Below are 20,402 nucleotides of genomic sequence, written 5' to 3'. Positions count from 1 at the left end.
TAATGACACCGGTGCCGCCTCTTAGGTTCGTGCAGGCTTCCATCGCTAAAGATAGCCGGGCACCGGGGTATCGGTGCCCGGCAATACTCTTATTGCACATCAGTGCGCGAATCAGTTTGGCTCGGTGTTCACCATCAGCCGGTGCCGGTTCTTTTCCAGAGTCGCCGCACCTATTCCGTTCACTTCCAGCAGCTGCTCCAATGATTGAAACTTTCCGAACTGCTGCCGGTACTCGATGATAGCCTGAGCCTTGACAAGGCCCACACCGTCCAGAGCCTCAGCCAGTGTTGCCGCATCAGCAGAGTTAATATCGACCTGCTGCTGAACCGTGCCATCGCCAATCGGGTTGTCGGCGGCACCGGCTATAGAACTGAGGGCGAAGGTCGCGCAAAGGAACAGGGCCTGCAGAATTGCAAATGGGGTGCTTGCTGGTTTCATAGTAATTTCCCTATTACTGAATGTTTTCTATTGACTGTGATTAAATCGCAGTGTCGCCACCGCTAACCTAAGTCTAGTCAATGTCGCCAGGAACGCCAGAAACCTCCCGATTAAATGCCTCCAGACTTTGCTGCGGAGACTCCGCCTGACTGATGGGCCGCCCAACCACCAGATAGGTACTCCCGTTTCTGATGGCCTGCGCAGGTCCGACGACTCGTTTCTGATCGCCTGCCGCATCCTCTGCCCGCCTGATGCCCGGTGTTACCAGGCAGAAATTATCAGGAACCGCGCGTCGCAGCAGCCCGGTTTCCGCTGCAGAGCAGACCACCCCATCAAGTCCGCAGTCAACACTTAGTATCGCCAGGCGTTGAACCTGCTCTTCAGGACTGCTCTTGATGCCGACTTCAACAAGATCGTCTGCGGACAGGCTGGTCAACACCGTCACTCCAATCAACAGTGGTGGCTGGGAGCCCCAGGACGAGAGCGCGCTGACTGCCGCTTCCATCATGGCCCGCCCACCGGAAGCATGGATGTTAAGCATCCAGACGCCAAGATCTGCAGCCGCCAGGACAGCACCAGCGACAGTGTTTGGAATATCGTGAAACTTAAGATCGAGGAATACATCGAAGCCCCGGCCCACGATATCGCGCACCAGAGACGGCCCACAGCTGGTAAATAACTGTTTCCCGACTTTCACCCGGCATCGAGAGGCATCAAGTTGATCCAGCAGGCGCAACGCCGCGTTGGCGTCGGGCACATCCAGCGCGACAATAATCCGATTGCTATCGGTAACGGTGTTTGCACTAGTCAATTAAGTCTCCCTCCCACGGTTACGCGGGTCAGTTGATCCGGCCCGGGCTAATCCCCATCGGCCCCCTTGATGGGATTAAGCTGATCCCATTTCTGGCAACTTGGGCATTGCCAGTACAATTTTCGCGTCTCGAAGCCGCACTGCTCACAACGGTAGCCAGGTTTCGACTCCAGGTAATTCTGTAGTGTCGATGTGCTCAGTTCCAGCTGCTGTCGGATTTCACCCTGAGAATCCTCCAGTTGCAATTGCAACAGAGCCAGACAGGCTTTCAGGGAAGCATGCGCGCGCAGCCCGTCAGCCAGTGTCTGTCGCGCGGCTTCATCGCTTTCCTGGATCTTCACCAGCCGGGCAAGTTCCAGCAGCACGGTGGAACTGGGCTGCTCCTGGAGCAGCCTGGATAACACCTTTTTAAATTCGGCCGCCTGCCTGGAATCCCCATCTGACTCATAACATGCCCGCAGTGGCGGGATAACCTCGGTAATCAGATGCGGCTGACTGGTCGCCACTCTCAACAGCTCTTTTCTGGCCTTTTCCAAATTGCCTGACTTTTTTTCCAGTTCCGCCAGCAGCATGCAGGTTCGGGCGCTGCTTCGGTCAAACTGGAATGCCTTGCGCAGGTGATCTCTCGCCTTGTTCTGATCGTCACTGGCCAGGGCCTGTTGTGCAAGCTCGCAACAGTAGTGGGCCGCTACGCTCCTGAGTGATTTTTCTCGTCGGTATCGGGAGTTGCGAAGTAATTCCTCGACGACTTCTATTGCCTGCCCCCACTCCTTTTCAATCTGGTAGACCGTTACAAGCTGGGCAAGCGCATCCCATCTGGACGGATTGGCTTCGGACAGCAGCTCTTTCAGCAACCGCTCCGCGCGGTCCAGCAGACCTGCAGCGATGTAATCGTTGGATAGCTCCAGCCTGACCGAATCCCCAAATTCACTGGACAATCCCGAACGAGTAAGCAGGTCCTGGTGCACAGTTATAGCCTTGTCCACCTTGCCCCTGCGCCGCAGCAGCGTGCCGAGAGCCAGATGGGTTTCGACAGTGTCCCCGTTGATCTCCAGGCCCTTGATGAAGGTATCTATGGCCTCATCAGGTTCATCCCTCAGCAAGTAGTTAAGGCCCACAAAGTAGTCGTGGTAAATATTGCTGGTAGTCCGCCCCGATCGTTTGCTTGGTTTTTTACCATAGCGGGCCATAAACCAGCCGGCCGCAACAGCCAGCAGTAACCACAAATAAAATGTGATTCCCGACTCGATCATACTGGTATCTTCACGGCGTATTTCACTGGTGGCAAGAGCGGCAAGAGATGAATTCCCTGCTTTCGGTTGGGGTCTGTTAACGGGCCTTAGTATATCAGGGCTAACCTCTGTCAGCCGTATCGTTCAAAACAAAAAGGCGAACCAGCCAGTAAGACCGGGTCGCCTTTTTCGGTTATTGCCTGAAAATTAATCAGGAAACGGAAAAGTGTTGATCAGTAGCCATACTCTGATTGACTCTGTCCCGCAGTTCCTTACCAGGTTTGAAGTGAGGCACGTACTTACCCGCCAACGCCACTGGCGTTCCGGTTTTCGGATTACGACCAATTCTGGGCACGCGGTAGTGCAAAGAGAAACTGCCGAAACCACGAATCTCGATTCTGCCGCCGCCTTCCAGCGTTTGCGACATGTACTCGATAATCGCTTTCACAGCCAGTTCCACGTCCTTTGCAGACAACTGCGTTTGCTTTCCCGTGATTCTATCTATCAGTTCAGATTTGGTCATGGCCTCGTTCCTTCAATTACAGTGGCGGCACTTCCAGATGACAAGCCTGCTACGACTTGTCCATCTGTGCCTTGATTAAGTCTCCGATAGTAGCCGGAGCTGCATCGCCAGCTTCCTGTTTCTTGTGCTCCTGTATGGCAGCCTTCTCATCATCGATTTCGATAGCTTTGACTGACACGCTGAGAACGCGGTTTTTGCGATCGACGCTGACGACTTTAACTTCAATCTCGTCACCTTCGTTCAACACATTTCGCGCATCTTCAACCTTGTCACGGCTGATTTCGGAGGCTCTGAGAACGCCCTCCACACCGTCGGCCAACTGGATAGTGGCGGCCTTCGCATCCACTGAAACGATTTTACCCTTGACGATGCTGCCTTTCTCGAATTCCGCCACATAATCCATGAACGGGTCTTCTTCCAGCTGCTTGATACCCAGGGAGATTCTCTCCCGCTCTGGATCTATTGAAAGAATGACAGTCTCGATCTCATCACCCTTGGAGTAGCCCCGAACAGCTTCTTCGCCGGTATCCTCCCAGGAAATGTCAGACAGGTGCACAAGGCCATCGATATTGCCTTCCAGGCCAATAAAAATGCCAAAATCAGTAATCGACTTGATGGTGCCCTTAACGCGGTCGCCCTTGTCATGGCTTTCAGCAAAGCGATCCCAGGGGTTCTGGAAGCACTGTTTGATGCCGAGGGAAATTCGACGACGCTCTTCGTCAATATCCAGGATCATGACGTCGACTTCTTCACCCACCTGCACCACTTTGGAAGGATGGATGTTCTTGTTGGTCCAGTCCATTTCAGAAACGTGTACCAGACCTTCCACACCCTCTTCCAGCTCGGCGAAACAGCCGTAGTCGGTCAGATTGGTGATCACCGCTTTCACAACAGTATTCTCGGGGTAACGGGCCTTGATGGAGACCCAGGGATCTTCGCCAAGCTGTTTGAGGCCGAGAGACACGCGATTGCGCTCACGGTCGTACTTGAGAACCTTGACATCAATCTCGTCACCCACGTTGACAATTTCGCTAGGGTGCTTGATGCGCTTCCAGGACATGTCGGTTATGTGCAGAAGACCATCCACACCACCAAGATCAACGAAAGCACCGTAGTCGGTCAGGTTCTTCACAATCCCCTTGATGGTGATACCTTCCTGGAGCTTCTCCAGCAACGCATCCCGTTCCTCAGTGCTGACAGATTCCAGCACGGCCCGTCGCGAAACCACAACGTTATTGCGCTTCTGATCCAGCTTGATCAGCTTGAATTCGAGCTCCTGGCCTTCCAGATGCGTGGTATCGCGAATCGGTCGGATATCCACCAGCGAACCGGGCAGGAACGCGCGGATGTTGTTCAGATCGACAGTAAACCCGCCTTTAACCTTGCCATTAATGACGCCCTTGACCACTTCATTCTTGTTGAAGGCATCTTCCAGCTCCAGCCAGGATTCGGCACGCTTGGCCTTTTCCCTGGACAATCGTGTTTCGCCAAAACCGTCTTCCACGGCTTCCAGCGCCACCTTGACCTGATCGCCGACAGCCAGGTCAAACTCGCCGCTTTCGTTCAAAAATTGCGACCTTGGGATTACCCCTTCTGACTTGAGTCCTGCGTTGACGGTCACCCAGTCAGAGTCGATATCAATCACGGTTCCATTGACGATGGAACCTGGCGTCATGTTGATTTCGCTCAGGCTTGCTTCAAAAAGTTCTGCAAAATTTTCGCTCATTAAAATTCCTAAATATTAATAAGTTATGTGAATTATTTAAGATTTCACATAACCATGCCGAATCCCAGCCGATACGGGGTCAATTTACAAATGTTCGATGCCGGCCTATGCTGGTCAAGCCGGAATTGAACGGTCTTTTGAGATGTTCAGACTCGAGGGTCAGTCCTGTGACTGCACGACCAGGTCCATGACTTTCTCCACCACCTCGTCGATAGAAAGTGAAGTGGTATCCAGGATGTGGGCGTCCTCGGCAGGCTGAAGTGGCGAAACCGCTCGCAGACTATCGCGCGCGTCCCGCTCCTGCAGCTCTCGCAAAAGGTCGGGCAGAATAGCACCAATACCCTTACCTATCAACTGGTTATATCGCCTTTTAGCGCGTTCCTCCACACTTGCGGTGAGAAAGATTTTAAGACTGGCATCGGGGAAAACCACGGTCCCCATGTCGCGACCGTCGGCCACCAGGCCCGGTGCCTGGCGAAACACCTGCTGGCGCTCGAAAAGAGCCTCGCGAACGGCAGGCAGCGCACCGACGCGGGATGCCATTTCACCGGCCACTTCCTGCCTGATCAGATCTGTAAAATCCTCGCCATCGACAGTTACCGACCCGGCCCCCCGCTCGCCGAAACGAATCGCCAATCCGGTCGCCGTGCGGGCGAGCAGGTCCTGATCAGTCAGATCGAGTTGGCGCTGCAAAGCGACGCATCCCAGAATCCGGTAGAGCGCGCCGCTATCGAGCAGGTGATAACCGAGCTTATCCGCTACCAGCTGGGAAATCGTGCCCTTGCCGGAACCGCTGGGACCATCGATGGTAATAACTGGCGCCTTGGTCATGGTCATAGTCAATCACTGGCTTCAGAACAAACCTGAATCCGCAGGCCCGCCTGATTAGCGAGCTCGACGAAACCCGGGAACGAGGTTGCCACATTGGCACAGTTGCGCACAACAATGGGTCCATTGCTGCGCAGGGAGGCTACCGCAAAGGCCATGGCGATACGATGGTCACCGTGACTCTGAATTTCACCACCCGTTATCTGACCGCCGGTGATATCGATGCCGTCGTCGTAAAGTGTATGGGCAACACCCAGCGCTTCCAACCCGTCAGCCATCGCCTGCAACCGGTCGCTTTCCTTGACCCGCAGTTCCTCGGCGCCACGCAATCGCGTCACGCCCTCGGCACAGGCCGCCGCCACGAACAAGGCCGGAAATTCATCAATAGCCAACGGGATGAGTTCGGCGGGGATATCGATTCCATGCAGACGGGAAGACCTGACCAGCAGATCGGCAACGGGTTCACCGCCCACCTCAGCCAGATTTTGCAACTCAATGCTGGCACCCATCATTCTCAGCAGATCGATTATCCCGGTGCGAGTTGGATTGATACCCACATGTTGCAGGCACAACTCAGAGCCCGGCGCGATGGCGGCAGCTACCAGAAAAAAAGCCGCCGAGGAGATATCGGCCGGTATATCAATAGAACTTGCGGTCAGGCGCTGGCCTCCGGTCAGCCGGATTTCACCTACCTGGGGATCTTCCTCGATGGGATAGCCAAACCCGCGGAGCATCCGCTCCGTGTGATCACGGCAAACGGCTGGCTGTTGCACCCGGGTTACGCCCTTTGCATACATCGCCGCCAGCAGCAGACAGGATTTAACCTGGGCGCTGGCCATGGGCAACTGATAGTCGATACCCTGCAAACTGCTGCCGGTTATGACCAGTGGGGGCGTCCCCGCCTCCGTAGTCTCAATCCTGGCACCCATTTTTCGCAAGGGATCGGCAATACGCTTCATCGGCCGCATTGATAAGGACTCATCGCCGGTTAACTGACTGGAAAAATTCTGTGCTGCGAGCAACCCGGCCAGCAGGCGCATGGCGGTGCCCGAATTTCCCATATAAAGGGGTTTGCGGGGCGCCTGTAAGCCATCCATACCGACCCCATAAACGGTCAGTTCGCCGCGCTCGGGCCCGACAATGGTGACGCCCATTTCCCGAAACGCTTCCAGCGTATTCAGGGCGTCTTCTCCTTCCAGAAAGCCACTGATCCGGGTCACGCCATCGGCCAGAGAGCCAAAAATGACGGACCGGTGGGAAATGGATTTATCACCGGGCACCCTGATGGCACCTGACAGTTGACCACCGGGCGAAGCCTGGTAATCAACCTGTTTCCTTATCTCGTGATTCTCGGACTTCATATTCTGATTGAACTTCCTTACAAATCTGTCCCGAATGGTTTTAGCTGAGGCAAAAGTGTTTCTAAGCAGCTGATAATCTTTGTTTTGCAATGCATTACGCAGGTGTTGCAGATGAGCGATATAGTCGTCCAGTACCTCCGTCGTGGCCGTGGCGTTGGCAACAAAAATATCCGCCCACATGGTCGGATCGCTGGAGGCCAGGCGACTGAAATCGGCAAACCCGCCGGCAGCATAACGAAAGATATCTTCGCTCTGTTGATTCTTGACCAGTACGTCCACCAACGCATAGGAAAGCAGGTGCGGCAGGTGACTGGTAGCCGCCAGCACCTGATCGTGACGGGCGACCGACATACCAAGCACCCTGGCCCCCAGACTGCGCCACAGTGCATGTACCAGAGCAACCGCGTCAGGATCGGCATTATCCAGCGGCGTCAGAATCACATTACGGCCGTCAAAAAGACTTCCGTTGGAGGCCGCAAAACCGCTCTTCTCCGATCCGGCGATCGGATGCCCTGCCACAAAACGCCCGACGCGCTCACCGAGATACTCCTGGGCTGCCTCGGCCACCGACTGCTTCACGCTTGCCACATCGGTGACCACTGCTCTGGGCTGCATCAAGGGTGCGATCTGCCGCAGGATCGCGGGGATTGATAGAGTCGGCACAGCCAGAACGATCAGATCGGCTTTCGCTACCAGCGCCAGCGGATCCCGGTTGCCGCGGCTGATGACACCCTGAGCTATGGCACAGTCAAGCTGCTGTTGATCACCATCGGCGGCCAGCAACTGCAGCCCTGGCAGCGCCCCATGGAGGCCACGGGCAATAGATCCACCGATCAACCCAAGGCCAATAATCAGAACGGTTTTGTCTGTTGTAAGTGGCAATTCCAGTAACTCCGTCGCCAGGGGTCAGTCGGCTGTCGCTAGCGGTTCGCTGGGAACTGCTTCAGCCATCGGATAGGAACCCAGCACCTTGATCTCGACGGTGCAAAGGGTCAGCTCTGCCAATACCTGTTTGACGGCGGCGTCGCTGCAATGTCCCTGAAAATCGATAAAAAACACGTAATCCCAGGCTTCCTTTCTGGAGGGTCGGGTTTCGATGCGAGTCAGGCTTACCTGATGCTGCTCGAAAGGCTTCAGTACGCGAAACAGAGCCCCTGGACGGTTTTCCGTGTAAATCAAGGTGCTGGTCTTGTCTTTTCCGGTGGCAGTGCGGGTATGCTTACCGATCACCAGAAAGCGTGTGCTGTTATCACTCTGATCCTGAATCGCCGAATTGACAATCTCCAGACCATAAGCATCGGCAGCCATTCTGCCGGCAATGGCGGCTACCCCGGTATGCTGCGCAGCCAATCTGGCGGCCTGCGCGTTACTCGCAGCCTCTTCCTGGGGCAGAGTCGGCCAATTGCCAGCGAGCCATTTTCGACATTGTGCGAGGGACTGTTTATGAGAGACCACTTTCGCAAGATTGCCGAGGTCTGTGCCAGGCTTGACCATAAAATGGTGCTCAATAGGCACCACTACCTCACCCACTATCTTCAGTTCAGTTGCTACCAGGCAGTCGAGTGTGTTGTTGACCGCACCTTCAGTAGAGTTTTCCACCGGGACTACGCCGTATCTGGCACTGCCTTTTTCCACGGCAGAGAACACATCGTCTATGGTGGCGCAGTCGAACAGCCTGGTGTCCCGCCCGAACAAATCGAGCACGGCCGAATGGGAAAACGTTCCGGCAGGGCCCAGAAATGCGACAGCTCCACTACCTGGATTGAGTTCTGTCACAAGCGCGTACGCTCGTTCTGTTGCGGCATCGCTGGGTTTGAAGTCATGAAATCAGTTCCAGAACAGGGCTTATTCAGTCTCCGGGCCGGCTGACTCACCAGCTTCACCGATGTCCTCAGGCTCATTGACACGCGCCAGCCCAACCAGGCGCTCTTCCTTCTTCAGCTTGATCAGTCGAACCCCCTGGGTATTGCGACCCTGCACGGAAACCTCATCGATTCGGGTTCGCACCAGAGTCCCTTTATCGGATATGAGCATGATTTCATCGCCATCATCCACCTGAGCAGCACCAACCACCGCACCGTTGCGGGAACTGGCCTGAATGCCTATAACGCCCTGCCCGCCCCGACCATAAACGGGGTAATCCTCAATCCGGGTGCGCTTACCGTAACCATTTTCACTGACAAGCAGAATCTGCTTCTCAGGTTCTGGAATGATCAATGCGATCATAGAATGTCCGTCAGCCAGACGGATACCTCGCACCCCTCTCGCTGTCCTGCCCATTGGGCGCACGTCATCTTCCCTGAACCTGATAGTTTTGCCGCTGCTGCTGATCAACATCACATCCTGAGAACCGTCCGTAATTGCAGTGCCAACCAGCACATCGCCCTCGTCCAGCTCCAGTGCCTTCAGGCCCACGCTACGGGGGCGAGCAAAACTGGTCAACTCGGTTTTCTTGACCGTTCCGTTTGCCGTCGCCATAAACACAAAATGGTTTTCGGAATACTCCCGGATTGGCAGCAGGCTGGTAATATGCTCCCCCTCTTCCAGGGGCAGAATATTGACGATGGGCTTGCCGCGTGCTGTTCTCGCCGCCAGCGGAAACTGGTATACCTTCAGCCAGTAAACCTTACCCGCATTGCTGAAACACAGCACCGTGTCATGGGTGCTTGCCACCAACAGATGTTCGACAAAATCCTCGTCCTTGACCGAGGCTGCCGCCTTGCCCATGCCACCGCGACGCTGAGCACTGTAGTCACTCAATGGCTGAGATTTCGCATAGCCGGTCTGGGAAATGGTCACCACCCGTTCTTCCTCGGTAATCAGATCTTCGACCGTGAGATCCTGCTGCGATTCGACGATTTCCGTGCGCCGCTCGTCACCGTAATCACTCCGCACGCGCTCCAGTTCCTCGCGTACAACCGAAAGCAATCGCGGCTCATTGCCCAGAATATCGATATAATCGGCGATCTGTTTCAACAACTCCTTGTAGTCGTTAATGAGCTTTTCCTGCTCCAGGCCGGTTAAACGATGCAAGCGCAGATCAAGGATCGCCTGAGCCTGCTCGGGTGACAGAAAGTACTCTTCATTCCTGATACCGTACCTGGGATCCAGATCGTCTGGCCGGCAGGCATCAGAACCTGATTCTCCCAGCATTTTCAGTACACTCTCGGAATGCCAGGATCTTGCCAGCAATTTCTCCTTGGCTTCAGCGGAACTGGGCGAAGACTTGATCAATTCGATTACGGCGTCGATGTTAGCCAGCGCCACCGCCAGTCCTTCCAGGATGTGCCCCCGTTCGCGGGCCTTGCGCAACAGATATTGAGTGCGACGGGTTACCACCTCACGTCGATGCCGCACAAAGGATTCCAGCGCATCCCGCAGATTCAGCAGCCGCGGCTGTCCATCTACCAGAGCCACCATGTTGATACCGAACACGGATTGCATCTGCGTCTGCGCATAGAGATTATTAAGTATTACGTCAGGCACCTCACCTTTGCGGAGCTCGATGACAATACGCATACCATCCTTGTCGGACTCATCGCGCAGCTCGGTGATACCCTCCAGCTTTTTCTCCTTAACCAGCTCGGCAATACGCTCGATAAGTCTTGCCTTGTTCAGCTGGTAGGGAATTTCCGTGACCAGGATGGTCGACCTGCCGCTTTTCTCGTCCGTTAATATTTCTGCTCTGGCGCGCACATAAATGCGGCCCCGCCCGGTCCGGTATGCCTGGACGATACCGGCCCTGCCGTTGATGATTCCCGCAGTTGGGAAATCCGGCCCCTGGATGTGCTCCATAATACCTTCAAGTTCGATGGCAGGATCGTCCAACAGGGCGATGCAGGCGTTCACCACTTCGGTCAGGTTGTGGGGCGGTATGTTGGTAGCCATACCCACGGCGATACCCGAAGACCCGTTGACCAGGAGATTGGGTATCTGGGTTGGCAACACGTCAGGAATCTGCTCTGTGCCGTCGTAGTTATCCGAAAAATCGACCGTTTCCTTATCAAGGTCTGCCAACAGATCGTGGGCAATCCTGGCCATACGGATTTCTGTGTAACGCATGGCAGCAGCGGCATCGCCATCCACCGAACCGAAGTTTCCCTGCCCGTCGACCAGTGGGTAGCGCAGGGAAAAGCTCTGCGCCATTCGAACGATGGTGTCGTAGGCCGCAGTATCACCGTGCGGGTGGTATTTACCGATAACGTCGCCCACCACGCGGGCGGATTTTTTATACGGTTTGTTGTAATCGTTGGACAGCACGTTCATGGCGAACAGAACCCGCCGGTGAACCGGCTTGAGCCCGTCGCGGACATCCGGCAGCGCGCGCCCGACAATGACACTCATGGCGTAGGCTAGATAGGATTCCCGCATCTCGCTTTCCAGCGCGACCGGTGATACCTGTTTGGCAAACTCAGACATAAGCCACCCTAATCCTCATGTGTAAAGATTGCATGATCTCAGTTGATTTGAATAATTATTCTGACTGTAGCGTGGTAGTGTTTTTGCCGCCGGAGCCGCGCCGAAAAAAAGCCTGGATATGCTACAAAGCAGTGTTGTCAGCAAGATAGTTTTCCGCCGTAAATCAAGCCAAGAATTCTAACACATTCCAGGCCGAAACTAACAGGGAAAATGCCACCAAATAGTGCCGGAAATACCAGCCTGGGGATAACTTTTACAGTTCCGGGCCGCAGCAATTTCGCCAAGCTATTTTCCCCCGTTGACGTTATAATGCCGCCCTCGTTAACCAACCGTACGCGTAGCACACTTGGACCCGCAAACTGAACAACAAATCGAGCTGGCCATTTCACCCCGCTGGCTCATTCCCGTTATCCCCGCAGGGGTCGTACTGCACGATCACAGCGTGATAATCGGCGCAAAGCGCATTCAGGCTATTCTGCCCACCGCAGACCTGCCCGCGCGTTACCCGGGAATCGCTGAAGTCAAACTTGCCAGTCACGTACTGATACCGGGGCTGGTCAACTCCCATGGCCACTCCCCGATGAGCCTGTTTCGCGGCATTGCCGATGATGTGCCGCTGAAAACCTGGCTGGAGGACCATATCTGGCCACTGGAAAGTAAATTAGTCAGTGAGGATTTTGTCTACCAGGGCGCCGAACTGGCCATTGCCGAAATGCTGCTGAGCGGCACTACCTGTTTTGCAGACATGTATTTCTTCCCCGATGCCGTAGCCCGCGCAGCGACCAACGCCCACATCCGGACGCAGCTGTCCAGCCCGGTTCTGGATTTCCCCACCGTCTGGGGCCAGAACGCCGACGAGTATATTTTCAAGGCCACAGATCTGCATGACGATTACCGTAACAGTGAACTGATATACACCGCCTTCGGCCCCCATGCGCCGTATACGGTGTCGGACGCCCCCCTGCAGAAAATCATGACCCTGGCGGAGGAGCTGGACATTCCGATTCACATGCACCTCCACGAGACCGCCGAAGAGGTTGAGACCGCCATACAGAGCACCGGCAAGCGCCCGTTGCAGCGCCTGGCAGAGCTGGGGCTGGTCAGCCCAAGACTGGTCTGCGTCCATGGAACCCAGTTATCTGAGCAGGATATCCAGCTGATCCGCGACAACGGAGCTCACGTAGTACATTGCCCCGAATCCAATCTGAAACTGGCCAGTGGATTCTGCCCGGTCGGGGCGCTGATTTCGGCCGGCGTAAACGTAGCTCTCGGAACCGACGGTTGTGCCAGCAACAACGACCTGGACATGTTTTCTGAAATGAGAACTGCAGCATTGCTGGCCAAAGGCGTTGCTGGCGATGCCAGCACTTTACCGGCTCATCAGGCCCTGCAGCTGGCGACCATCAATGGCGCCCGAGCGCTGGGCCTGGAGCAACTGATCGGCAGCATTGAAGCGGGAAAATTCGCCGACCTGACCGCCGTTCGACTCGATTCCTTGAACGCTTTGCCGGTCTACAATCCGGAGTCGCACCTGGTCTATAACACCCAGGCGGCACAGGTCAGTCATGTCTGGGTCGGAGGCCGCGCAGTTGTGAATGACCGGCAGCTGACAACGCTGGAATATGGCGCTGTGCAGGAACTTGCCCTGCACTGGCAGAAAGAAATCAGTGGAGTCCTGTAATGAGCAATGTTGACGAACTGGAAATCCGAAAATTCGAAGCGCTGGCATCCCGCTGGTGGGACCCCAACAGCGAGTTCAAGCCGCTGCACGACATCAATCCGCTGCGTATGAATTACATCAGTCAGGCGATCAATCTGGCCGGCAAGGAAGTGCTCGATATCGGCTGCGGTGGCGGCATCCTGTCCGAGGCGATGGCCCATCACGGCGCACATGTCACCGCAATCGATATGGCCGATGCCCCCCTGGGAGTGGCCAGACTGCACCAGTTGGAAAGCGGCCTCGAAATCGATTATCAGAAAATCACCACGGAGGAGTTCGCCGCCCGGCACCCAGCTCGTTTTGACGCGGTAACCTGCCTTGAGATGCTGGAACATGTCCCTTCACCCGCCTCAATCGTGCAGGCCTGCGAGCGCCTGGTCAAGCCAGGTGGACTGGTGTTTTTTTCCACCATCAACCGCAACCCCAAGGCCTATCTTTTTGCCATTGTCGGGGCCGAGTACGTGCTGAACCTGCTGCCTCGCGGCACTCACGAGTACGACAAATTCATCAAGCCTTCCGAACTCGCAGGCTGGTGTCGCGAGGCAAACCTTTACCTCTGCGACCAGGTGGGAATGGGATACAACCCGCTGACCAGAAAATATGCCCTGCAGAAGAACCTCGACGTAAACTACATCGCCCGCTATCAGAAACCCGAACAGGACATTTGACGTGGAAGAAAGCAGCCTGACTACCGGCATCGAATGTGTACTGTTTGACCTCGACGGCACCCTGGTGGACACCGCGGCAGACTTCCAGCTGGTTCTCGATAAGATGCTGGATCAGGCTGGCATGCAGCAGGTTGCCGCCGACCGGATCCATCAGACCGTCTCAGATGGCGCCCGGGCCCTGATCAAGCTCGGCTTTGGCCTGCAGGAGCACGATGCTGAATTCCAGGCGCGGCTGCAGCAACTGCTGGATATGTACTTCGAACAGTTGTCTGACACCCGGGCGCAACCCTACCCGGGCATTCTCTCTCTGCTCGACAAGCTGGAGAATGCGGGCGTGCCCTGGGGCATAGTCACCAACAAGCCGGAAAAATACAGCCAACGGCTGCTCGATCAGTTGCAGCTGCTGAAACGTTGCGGCACACTGGTATGCCCTGATCACGTAGCCCGGGGAAAGCCGGATCCGGAGGCATTGCTGCTGGCCTGCCAACAGCTTGACCGCGATACAGAGCGCACGGTCTACGTCGGGGATCACCTGCGCGACATGCAGGCAGCCAAGAATGCCGACATCATTGCCGTGGCAGCTGCCTATGGCTATCTGAAAGTCGATACCCGCATCGAAGAATGGCCGGCTGACTTCGTGATCAACACCGCTACCGACCTGGAACCCCTCTTAAAGATTCTGCAATTTGCCTGAGTAACTAACCGTGTTCAATTACCAACCGGCCACTGATTTACTGGCTGACAAAACCATTCTCATTACCGGAGCCGGCGACGGAATCGGGCGCGCTGCCGCACTCTGCTACGCGCAGCACGGCGCAAACGTGATCCTCACTGGCAGGACCCAGTCGAAACTGGAAGAGGTCTACGATGAAATCGAAGCCCTCGCCCCCGGTACCGCCCTGATTCATCCGCTGGACCTGCTGAAAGCCGGTGAGCAGGACTATGCTGCCCTGAAGGAGTCTCTGGACGAGCATTTCCCCTGCCTGGACGGCCTGCTCCACAATGCTTCGCAACTGGGTCCTCGCAGCCCTGTTGAACATTACCCCTACCGGGAATGGCAGGATCTGATGCAGGTGAATGTGAACGCCGCTTTCCTCCTGACCCGGGCACTGCTGCCGGCCTTGACACGCTCGCCAGCAGGACGACTGCTGTTTACTGCCTCCAGCGTGGGGCGGAAAGGAAGAGCTTACTGGGGCGCCTATTCGGTAACTAAATTCGCCGTCGAAGGGCTTATGCAGGTACTGGCGGATGAACTCGGCAACACCACTTCCATTCGAGTCAACAGCATCAACCCGGGTGGGACCCGAACCAGAATGCGGGCTGCCGCCTATCCGGCCGAGAATCCTGCCTCAGTCCCCACGCCTGAGTCACTGATGCCGGTTTACCTGTATCTGATGGGACCAGAGGGCGCGCGAGTGCACGGTAAGGCGATCGACGTCAGATCATTCGACCCCGAGCAGCAACAGTAACACGCCATAACCTTGCCATGCCCGCAACTGACCGGTCTGCGCTTATCAGCAGATTGAGGTCGGGAGCGGGCTCAGACAGGCGCACCCGCAACTGACTCAGAGATGGCTGCCCGGCGCAGCTTGCTGATGTCAGCAGCCGGCAGTTCGTAAAACTGGCCGCGCCTTATGGTGCTGGGGATGAAGAGTGGCCCGAATCTAACCCTTTTCAGGCGGCTGATTTTTACTCCCTGTGATTCCCAAAGGCGTCGCACCTCGCGATTGCGGCCCTCCATGAGTACCACGTGGTACCACTGATTGGCCCCCTCGCCACCGTAGTGCTGGATATCCGTGAATCGGCACAGGTGGCCGTCAAGCAGAACCCCCTTATGCATCGCCTGGATCTTGTCAGGTGTGACCTCGCCAATGACCCTTACCGCGTATTCCCGTTCTATGCCTGAACTGGGGTGCATCAACAGGTTGGCAAGCTCGCCATCGGTCGTGAACAAAAGCAGGCCGCCGGTATTGATGTCGAGCCGACCGATTGCCACCCACCGGCCATGTTTCAGTCCGGGCAGTCGATCATAAACTGTTGGACGGCCTTCAGGGTCCTTACGGGTACAGATTTCTCCTTCCGGCTTGTTATAAAGTAACACCCGGCACTGTTCTTTTTCCCTGGGTCGCGGAGCCAGTTTTTTTCCATCCACGGTTATGCGGTCGTCAGGAGTTACCCGATCACCGAGTGTCGCCACGCGGCCATTGACCTTAACCCGCCCCTTGCTGATCCACTGCTCCAGTTCACGGCGGGAACCAAACCCGGCGCGCGCCAGAACTTTCTGTAATTTCTCATCCATCTGGATCAGTTACTCGTAATGATGATTGTGTCGGTCACTCAGCTCGGCACTAGTGTGCTGAAGTCTTGATGGCAGGCCTGGACCCCGGCTGCCCTTCCCCGCCAGATTCCGCCTCTAAAGCGTCTCGCTCTTCCTCTGACTCAGAGGCCGACCTGTCGCCATCGGCAGCAACTTCCTCGCCCTCTGTCCCGTCGGCAGGCAGCTCTCCATTCGAAGTCGCCGGCTCACTGTCAGAATCGGGTTTACCGGCAGGTTCCCGGCCATCGGAATCCTCCTGCTGGAGCCCCTCGTCCATTACAGGAGCATTCGCTTCGGCGAGCAGCTGCTCGGGGACACTGTCTTCCTGTGCGGGGCCGCCCGCTTCGCGGACAGGCGCGTCGACCGCATCCGGTTCTGACTCATTATGTTCTGCAGCGCCCTCGCCGACTCGCTCCTCGTCGTCCACTTCTGGTTCGAAGGCTGACTCACCGTCGTGAACCACTCCCTCTTCGTCGTCAATCACATCCACTTCGCTGCTCAGGCCCAGTATTTCATCCAGCGGTTTGCGCGCAAGCGCGGCAGCTTCGTCTTCATCAGGCAGGTCCTCGGCATCAAATACCAGCACCTCACCTTCCTCACCGATCACCTGAGCCGGCCCTTCCGGTTCATCCTCGGGCACTTCGAGCACATTGCGAGCAGCCAGATCATCTTCCAGATCAAATTCCGGGCTGGACTTGGTCAGCTCCCGGACTTCTGACAGCGGCGGCAACTCCTGGATACTCGTCAGATTGAAGTAATCAAGAAACTGCCTGGTGGTCGCATACAGCGCCGGTTTGCCCGGGACATCCTTATGCCCGACGACACGCACCCACTCGCGATCAATCAATGTTCGCATGATGTTGGAGCTGACGCCGACACCGCGGATCTCTTCAATATCGCCCCGCGTAATAGGCTGGCGATAAGCGATGAGCGCCAGCGTCTCCAGCAGAGCACGGCTGTAGCGGGGAGGCTTCTCTTCCCACAGTCGCGCTATCCATTCACTGATGTCCTGTTTAACCTGAAAGCGGAAGCCGGAAGCGACTTCCTTCAGCTCGAAACCCCGGTCATTGCAGTCTTCGGCTATGGCTGTCAGCACATCCCGTAATTCCGCGGGTTCAGGGCGCTCATCCTCGCTGAACACGCCTGCGATCACACTGAGACTGAGCGGCTTGCCGGCAGCCAGCAGCAACCCTTCAACGATCATCTTTATCTTGTTATCTACATCTACCATAGCCTGTTACTTCCGGCCGCTCTTCCCGGGCTTCGCGCCATTATCAACTTCGTGATCAACTTCGTGCTTTCAGATGGATTGGAGCAAAGGGCTCACTCTGGACTATCTCGATCATGGAATCTTTGATCAATTCCATGACAGCCAGGAATGTTACCACGACTCCCAGGCGCCCCTCCTCTCGCAGCAACAGGGAGACCAAGGGAACAAATTTCTGAGTGGAAAGCCTGGCCAGAACCTCAGACATTTTTTCCCGCGTGGACAGGGTTTCACGTTGCACATGATGATGCTCGAACATGTCGCCGCGACGCAAAACAGCGGCCAGGGCCTGTAACACGGTCTGCAGATCCACGTCGGGATCGGAAACCACCCGATCAATTTCCGGCAGCGCGCCGCTGGCCTGGTACAGATCCCGATCCATGCGCGGCAGTTCCTCAATGTCCTCGGCAGCCTTCTTGTAGCGTTCATATTCTTGTAAACGGCGAATCAGCTGTGTGCGAGGATCCTCTTCTTCATCTTCCTCTTCCTGCTGGCGAGGGAGCAGAATACGCGACTTGATTTCAGCCAGGGTCGCGGCCATCACCAGGTATTCTGCCGCCAGCTCGAACTGTGACGCCTCCATTAAATCCACGTAGGCCATGTATTGCTGGGTGATATCCGAGACATTGATTTCAAGAATATCGATATTCTGGCGCTTGATCAGATAAAGGAGCAGATCGAGAGGTCCCTCGAAGGCCTCCAGAAATATTTCCAGAGCGTCGGGCGGAATATAAAGGTCTTTGGGCAGTTCGGTAATCGCCCTCCCCGCGACGTAGGCGAAGGGCAGCTCTTCCTGGCTTGGCTGGTCGACCAGTTCAGCCATGTTATCCGATTCGCCGGTGGTTTTAGTCAATGCAGGAGCCCGCCTTGTTTTGTTCGGGAAATATGCTAAATTTTAGCACTAATTGCGGGACAAAGGCCCCACAAAAAGCGTTTTCCAACAAGATACCCGCCAGCTTGCTCACCAGTAACTCAAGCCCATCGCCTGCCTCACCTCCTGCAGGGTTTCCTTGGCCTTGTCCCGCGCCACTTCGCACCCCTCGGCAACGATACTCTTCACCACGTCAGGGTCTTTCTCATACTGGACCGCTTCCTTCTGGATAGGCTCGAGTTCGGCAATCACTGCATCGATGACCGGCTTTTTACATTCCAGGCAACCGATCTTGGCACTACGGCAGCCGTCACAGACCCACGCTTTGGTAGCCTCGTCAGAGTACGTCTCATGCAATTGCCAGACCGGACACTTGTCGGGCTCACCGGGATCGGTCAATCGGACCCTCGCAGGATCCGTCGGCATGGTGCTGATCTTCTTCTGAATCTGATCCAGCGGCTCTCGCAGCGCAATCACGTTGTCGTAGGACTTGGACATTTTCTGCCCGTCCAGACCCGGCATTTTCGATGCCGGAGTCAACAGAGACTGGGGTTCCGCGAGAATCATCTTGCCAGAACCCTCCAGGTAGCCGTACAGGCGCTCCCGGTCTCCCAGGGAGATATTTTGTTGCTCCTTGAGCAGGGCCTGGGCTTTCTGCAGGGCTTCCTGATCGCCCTGTTCCTGGTATGCGACCCGTAACTGGGCGTACATACGGGCCGCCTTCTTGCCCATTTTCTTTACTGCCGCCTCGGCCAGGGTTTCAAAACCCGGCTCCCGGCCGTACAGGTGATTGAATCGTCGCGCGACTTCCCGGGTGAGTTCCACATGGGCTACCTGATCGGCGCCTACCGGCACCAGTCCGGCTCGATAAATCAGAATGTCAGCTGCCTGCAGTAGTGGATAGCCCAGAAAACCATACGTCTCGAGATCTTTTTCCCGCAGTTTTTCCTGCTGATCCTTATAGCTCGGCACCCGTTCCAGCCAGCCCAGCGGTGTCATCATGGAAAGCAGCAACTGAAGTTCGGCATGCTCCGGCACCTTGGATTGAATAAAGATCGAGGCTGAACCCGGATTAACCCCGACCGCAAGCCAATCGATGACCATGTCCAGGACGTTTGCTTCGATGACCTGAGGATCGCTGTAGTGGGTGGTCAGGGCGTGCCAGTCCGCCACGAAAAACAGGCACTCGTACTCATGCTGAAGCTTGATCCAGTTCTTCAGGACGCCGTGCAGATGGCCAAGGTGCAATTTGCCCGTGGGCCGCATTCCCGACAAGACACGCTGCTGTGAATCAACTGTAGACAATTTAATACCCTCTTTGCTGAGAAACCCCTGTTCGGTTACCGCTGAGTCTTGCAGTAATCAAACGGGGATTTCGAAGATGCTATTTTACCCAATCATTGCATAAATTGTTGAGGTCAGGCGCTTTCAGAGTGGCATTTCCAGTGTCGCACGGAGATTTTTAAGGATTGCGCGTAGTCACTCTGCGTGATATCCAGAAAAACTGAGTACGGCGCTGGAAAGCGCTGCTATGGAAGCAGCGAAGCGGTCCTGGGCCAACAACTTATGCAATGATTGGGTTTATATGAACGGCTCGGCATCGCCCTTACCCTGCCTGACCACGGCCGGAATGCCGTCGACCAGATCGATCATCGTGGTGGGCTCCAGGCCGCAGGAACCTGAGTCGATAATCAGATCCACCAGTTTGCCCAGCTTGAGACGAATCTCATGGGGATCGGTAAGCTGAAGCTCCTCGCCGGGCAGAATCAGGCTGGTGCTCATTATCGGCTCACCTATCGCATGCAGAAGCGCCTGGGCCACCGGGTGATCCGGAACCCGCAACCCGATAGTTTTCCGTTTCGGGTGCATCAGCCGTCGTGGCACTTCCGGCGTAGCCTTGAGAATAAACGTATAGGGGCCAGGCGTGTAGGCTTTGAGAATCCGGTAGGCACTGTTGCTCACCTTGGCATAACTGGCCAGCGAAGAAAGGTCTTCACAGACCAGGGTGAAGTTGTGCCGATCATCCAGCTGCCTGATACTGCGAATACGGTTCAGGGCCGCCTTGTCACCCAGGTGACACCCCAGCGCATACGTGGAATCCGTCGGGTAGACTATTACCCCTCCCTCCATGAGCACCGTGACAGCCTGTTTTATGCGGCGCGGTTCCGGGTTGTCCGGGTGCACCTGAAGGTAATCAGCCATTTATCGAGACTCTGTCAAA

The 20,402-nt window shown here is 55.9% G+C and carries 18 protein-coding genes; 4 read left to right on the top strand and 14 right to left on the bottom strand.

Features of this window, described 5'->3' with window-relative positions; genetic code table 11:
• Positions 1 to 111: 111 nt before the first annotated feature.
• The 9 genes from R3F50_15420 to gyrA form a co-directional block, all read right to left on the bottom strand.
• Positions 112 to 438 carry a ComEA family DNA-binding protein gene (locus R3F50_15420; GenBank protein MEZ5491692.1) on the bottom strand — a complete coding sequence of 109 codons (327 nt, stop codon included), beginning with the start codon at positions 436 to 438 and terminating at the stop codon, positions 112 to 114.
• Between the two features lie 73 nt (positions 439 to 511).
• On the bottom strand, positions 512 to 1,249 hold the full coding sequence (gene pyrF, locus R3F50_15415; protein ID MEZ5491691.1) for an orotidine-5'-phosphate decarboxylase: 738 nt from the start codon (positions 1,247 to 1,249) through the stop codon (positions 512 to 514).
• A 47-nt stretch (positions 1,250 to 1,296) separates the two neighbouring features.
• Entirely contained in the window at positions 1,297 to 2,502 is a 1,206-nt protein-coding gene (gene lapB, locus R3F50_15410) for a lipopolysaccharide assembly protein LapB (GenBank protein MEZ5491690.1), read from the bottom strand.
• 190 nt (positions 2,503 to 2,692) lie between these two features.
• Positions 2,693 to 3,004, bottom strand: coding sequence for an integration host factor subunit beta (gene ihfB / locus R3F50_15405; GenBank protein ID MEZ5491689.1), 312 nt, complete (start codon positions 3,002 to 3,004; stop codon positions 2,693 to 2,695).
• Between the two features lie 49 nt (positions 3,005 to 3,053).
• Entirely contained in the window at positions 3,054 to 4,730 is a 1,677-nt protein-coding gene (rpsA, locus tag R3F50_15400; GenBank protein MEZ5491688.1) for a 30S ribosomal protein S1, read from the bottom strand.
• Positions 4,731 to 4,889: 159 nt separating this feature from the next.
• Complete coding sequence (gene cmk, locus R3F50_15395) at positions 4,890 to 5,561, bottom strand: (d)CMP kinase (protein ID MEZ5491687.1); 672 nt, start codon at positions 5,559 to 5,561, stop codon at positions 4,890 to 4,892.
• Positions 5,562 to 5,569: 8 nt separating this feature from the next.
• On the bottom strand, positions 5,570 to 7,801 hold the full coding sequence (locus R3F50_15390; protein MEZ5491686.1) for a bifunctional prephenate dehydrogenase/3-phosphoshikimate 1-carboxyvinyltransferase: 2,232 nt from the start codon (positions 7,799 to 7,801) through the stop codon (positions 5,570 to 5,572).
• Between the two features lie 24 nt (positions 7,802 to 7,825).
• A complete protein-coding gene (gene pheA / locus R3F50_15385; protein ID MEZ5491685.1) occupies positions 7,826 to 8,695 on the bottom strand; it encodes a prephenate dehydratase in 870 nt (289 codons plus the stop codon).
• A 69-nt stretch (positions 8,696 to 8,764) separates the two neighbouring features.
• Positions 8,765 to 11,338 carry a DNA gyrase subunit A gene (gene gyrA / locus R3F50_15380; GenBank protein ID MEZ5491684.1) on the bottom strand — a complete coding sequence of 858 codons (2,574 nt, stop codon included), beginning with the start codon at positions 11,336 to 11,338 and terminating at the stop codon, positions 8,765 to 8,767.
• 346 nt (positions 11,339 to 11,684) lie between these two features.
• Here gyrA and R3F50_15375 point away from each other — a divergent pair, with 346 nt between their 5' ends.
• From R3F50_15375 to R3F50_15360, 4 genes are read left to right on the top strand one after another with little or no spacing between them, the layout of a single operon-like run.
• Complete coding sequence (locus R3F50_15375) at positions 11,685 to 13,019, top strand: TRZ/ATZ family hydrolase (GenBank protein ID MEZ5491683.1); 1,335 nt, start codon at positions 11,685 to 11,687, stop codon at positions 13,017 to 13,019.
• A complete protein-coding gene (ubiG, locus tag R3F50_15370) occupies positions 13,019 to 13,726 on the top strand; it encodes a bifunctional 2-polyprenyl-6-hydroxyphenol methylase/3-demethylubiquinol 3-O-methyltransferase UbiG (GenBank protein MEZ5491682.1) in 708 nt (235 codons plus the stop codon). The genes R3F50_15375 and ubiG overlap by 1 nt, the downstream gene beginning before the upstream one ends.
• Position 13,727: 1 nt before the next feature.
• A complete protein-coding gene (locus R3F50_15365; GenBank protein ID MEZ5491681.1) occupies positions 13,728 to 14,420 on the top strand; it encodes an HAD-IA family hydrolase in 693 nt (230 codons plus the stop codon).
• Positions 14,421 to 14,430: 10 nt separating this feature from the next.
• Positions 14,431 to 15,195: a YciK family oxidoreductase gene (locus R3F50_15360; GenBank protein MEZ5491680.1), complete on the top strand. Its 765-nt coding sequence runs from the start codon at positions 14,431 to 14,433 to the stop codon at positions 15,193 to 15,195.
• A gap of 71 nt (positions 15,196 to 15,266) precedes the next feature.
• Here R3F50_15360 and rluB read toward each other — a convergent pair whose 3' ends face one another.
• From rluB to R3F50_15335, 5 genes are all read right to left on the bottom strand, one after another.
• A complete protein-coding gene (gene rluB / locus R3F50_15355) occupies positions 15,267 to 16,025 on the bottom strand; it encodes a 23S rRNA pseudouridine(2605) synthase RluB (GenBank protein MEZ5491679.1) in 759 nt (252 codons plus the stop codon).
• Between the two features lie 49 nt (positions 16,026 to 16,074).
• Positions 16,075 to 17,274, bottom strand: a complete 1,200-nt coding sequence (scpB, locus tag R3F50_15350) for an SMC-Scp complex subunit ScpB (GenBank protein MEZ5491678.1) — start codon at positions 17,272 to 17,274, stop codon at positions 16,075 to 16,077.
• Positions 17,275 to 17,329: 55 nt separating this feature from the next.
• Positions 17,330 to 18,133: a ScpA family protein gene (locus R3F50_15345; GenBank protein MEZ5491677.1), complete on the bottom strand. Its 804-nt coding sequence runs from the start codon at positions 18,131 to 18,133 to the stop codon at positions 17,330 to 17,332.
• A 138-nt stretch (positions 18,134 to 18,271) separates the two neighbouring features.
• Positions 18,272 to 19,486, bottom strand: a complete 1,215-nt coding sequence (locus R3F50_15340) for a tryptophan--tRNA ligase (protein ID MEZ5491676.1) — start codon at positions 19,484 to 19,486, stop codon at positions 18,272 to 18,274.
• A gap of 276 nt (positions 19,487 to 19,762) precedes the next feature.
• Positions 19,763 to 20,383 carry an L-threonylcarbamoyladenylate synthase gene (locus R3F50_15335; GenBank protein MEZ5491675.1) on the bottom strand — a complete coding sequence of 207 codons (621 nt, stop codon included), beginning with the start codon at positions 20,381 to 20,383 and terminating at the stop codon, positions 19,763 to 19,765.
• Positions 20,384 to 20,402 lie beyond the last annotated feature (19 nt).

Source organism: Gammaproteobacteria bacterium (assembly GCA_041395725.1).
Lineage (GTDB): Bacteria > Pseudomonadota > Gammaproteobacteria > Pseudomonadales > Pseudohongiellaceae > NORP240.
The sequence above is the reverse complement of the archived record's forward strand: the minus strand, read 5'-3'. Positions and strand labels throughout refer to the sequence as shown.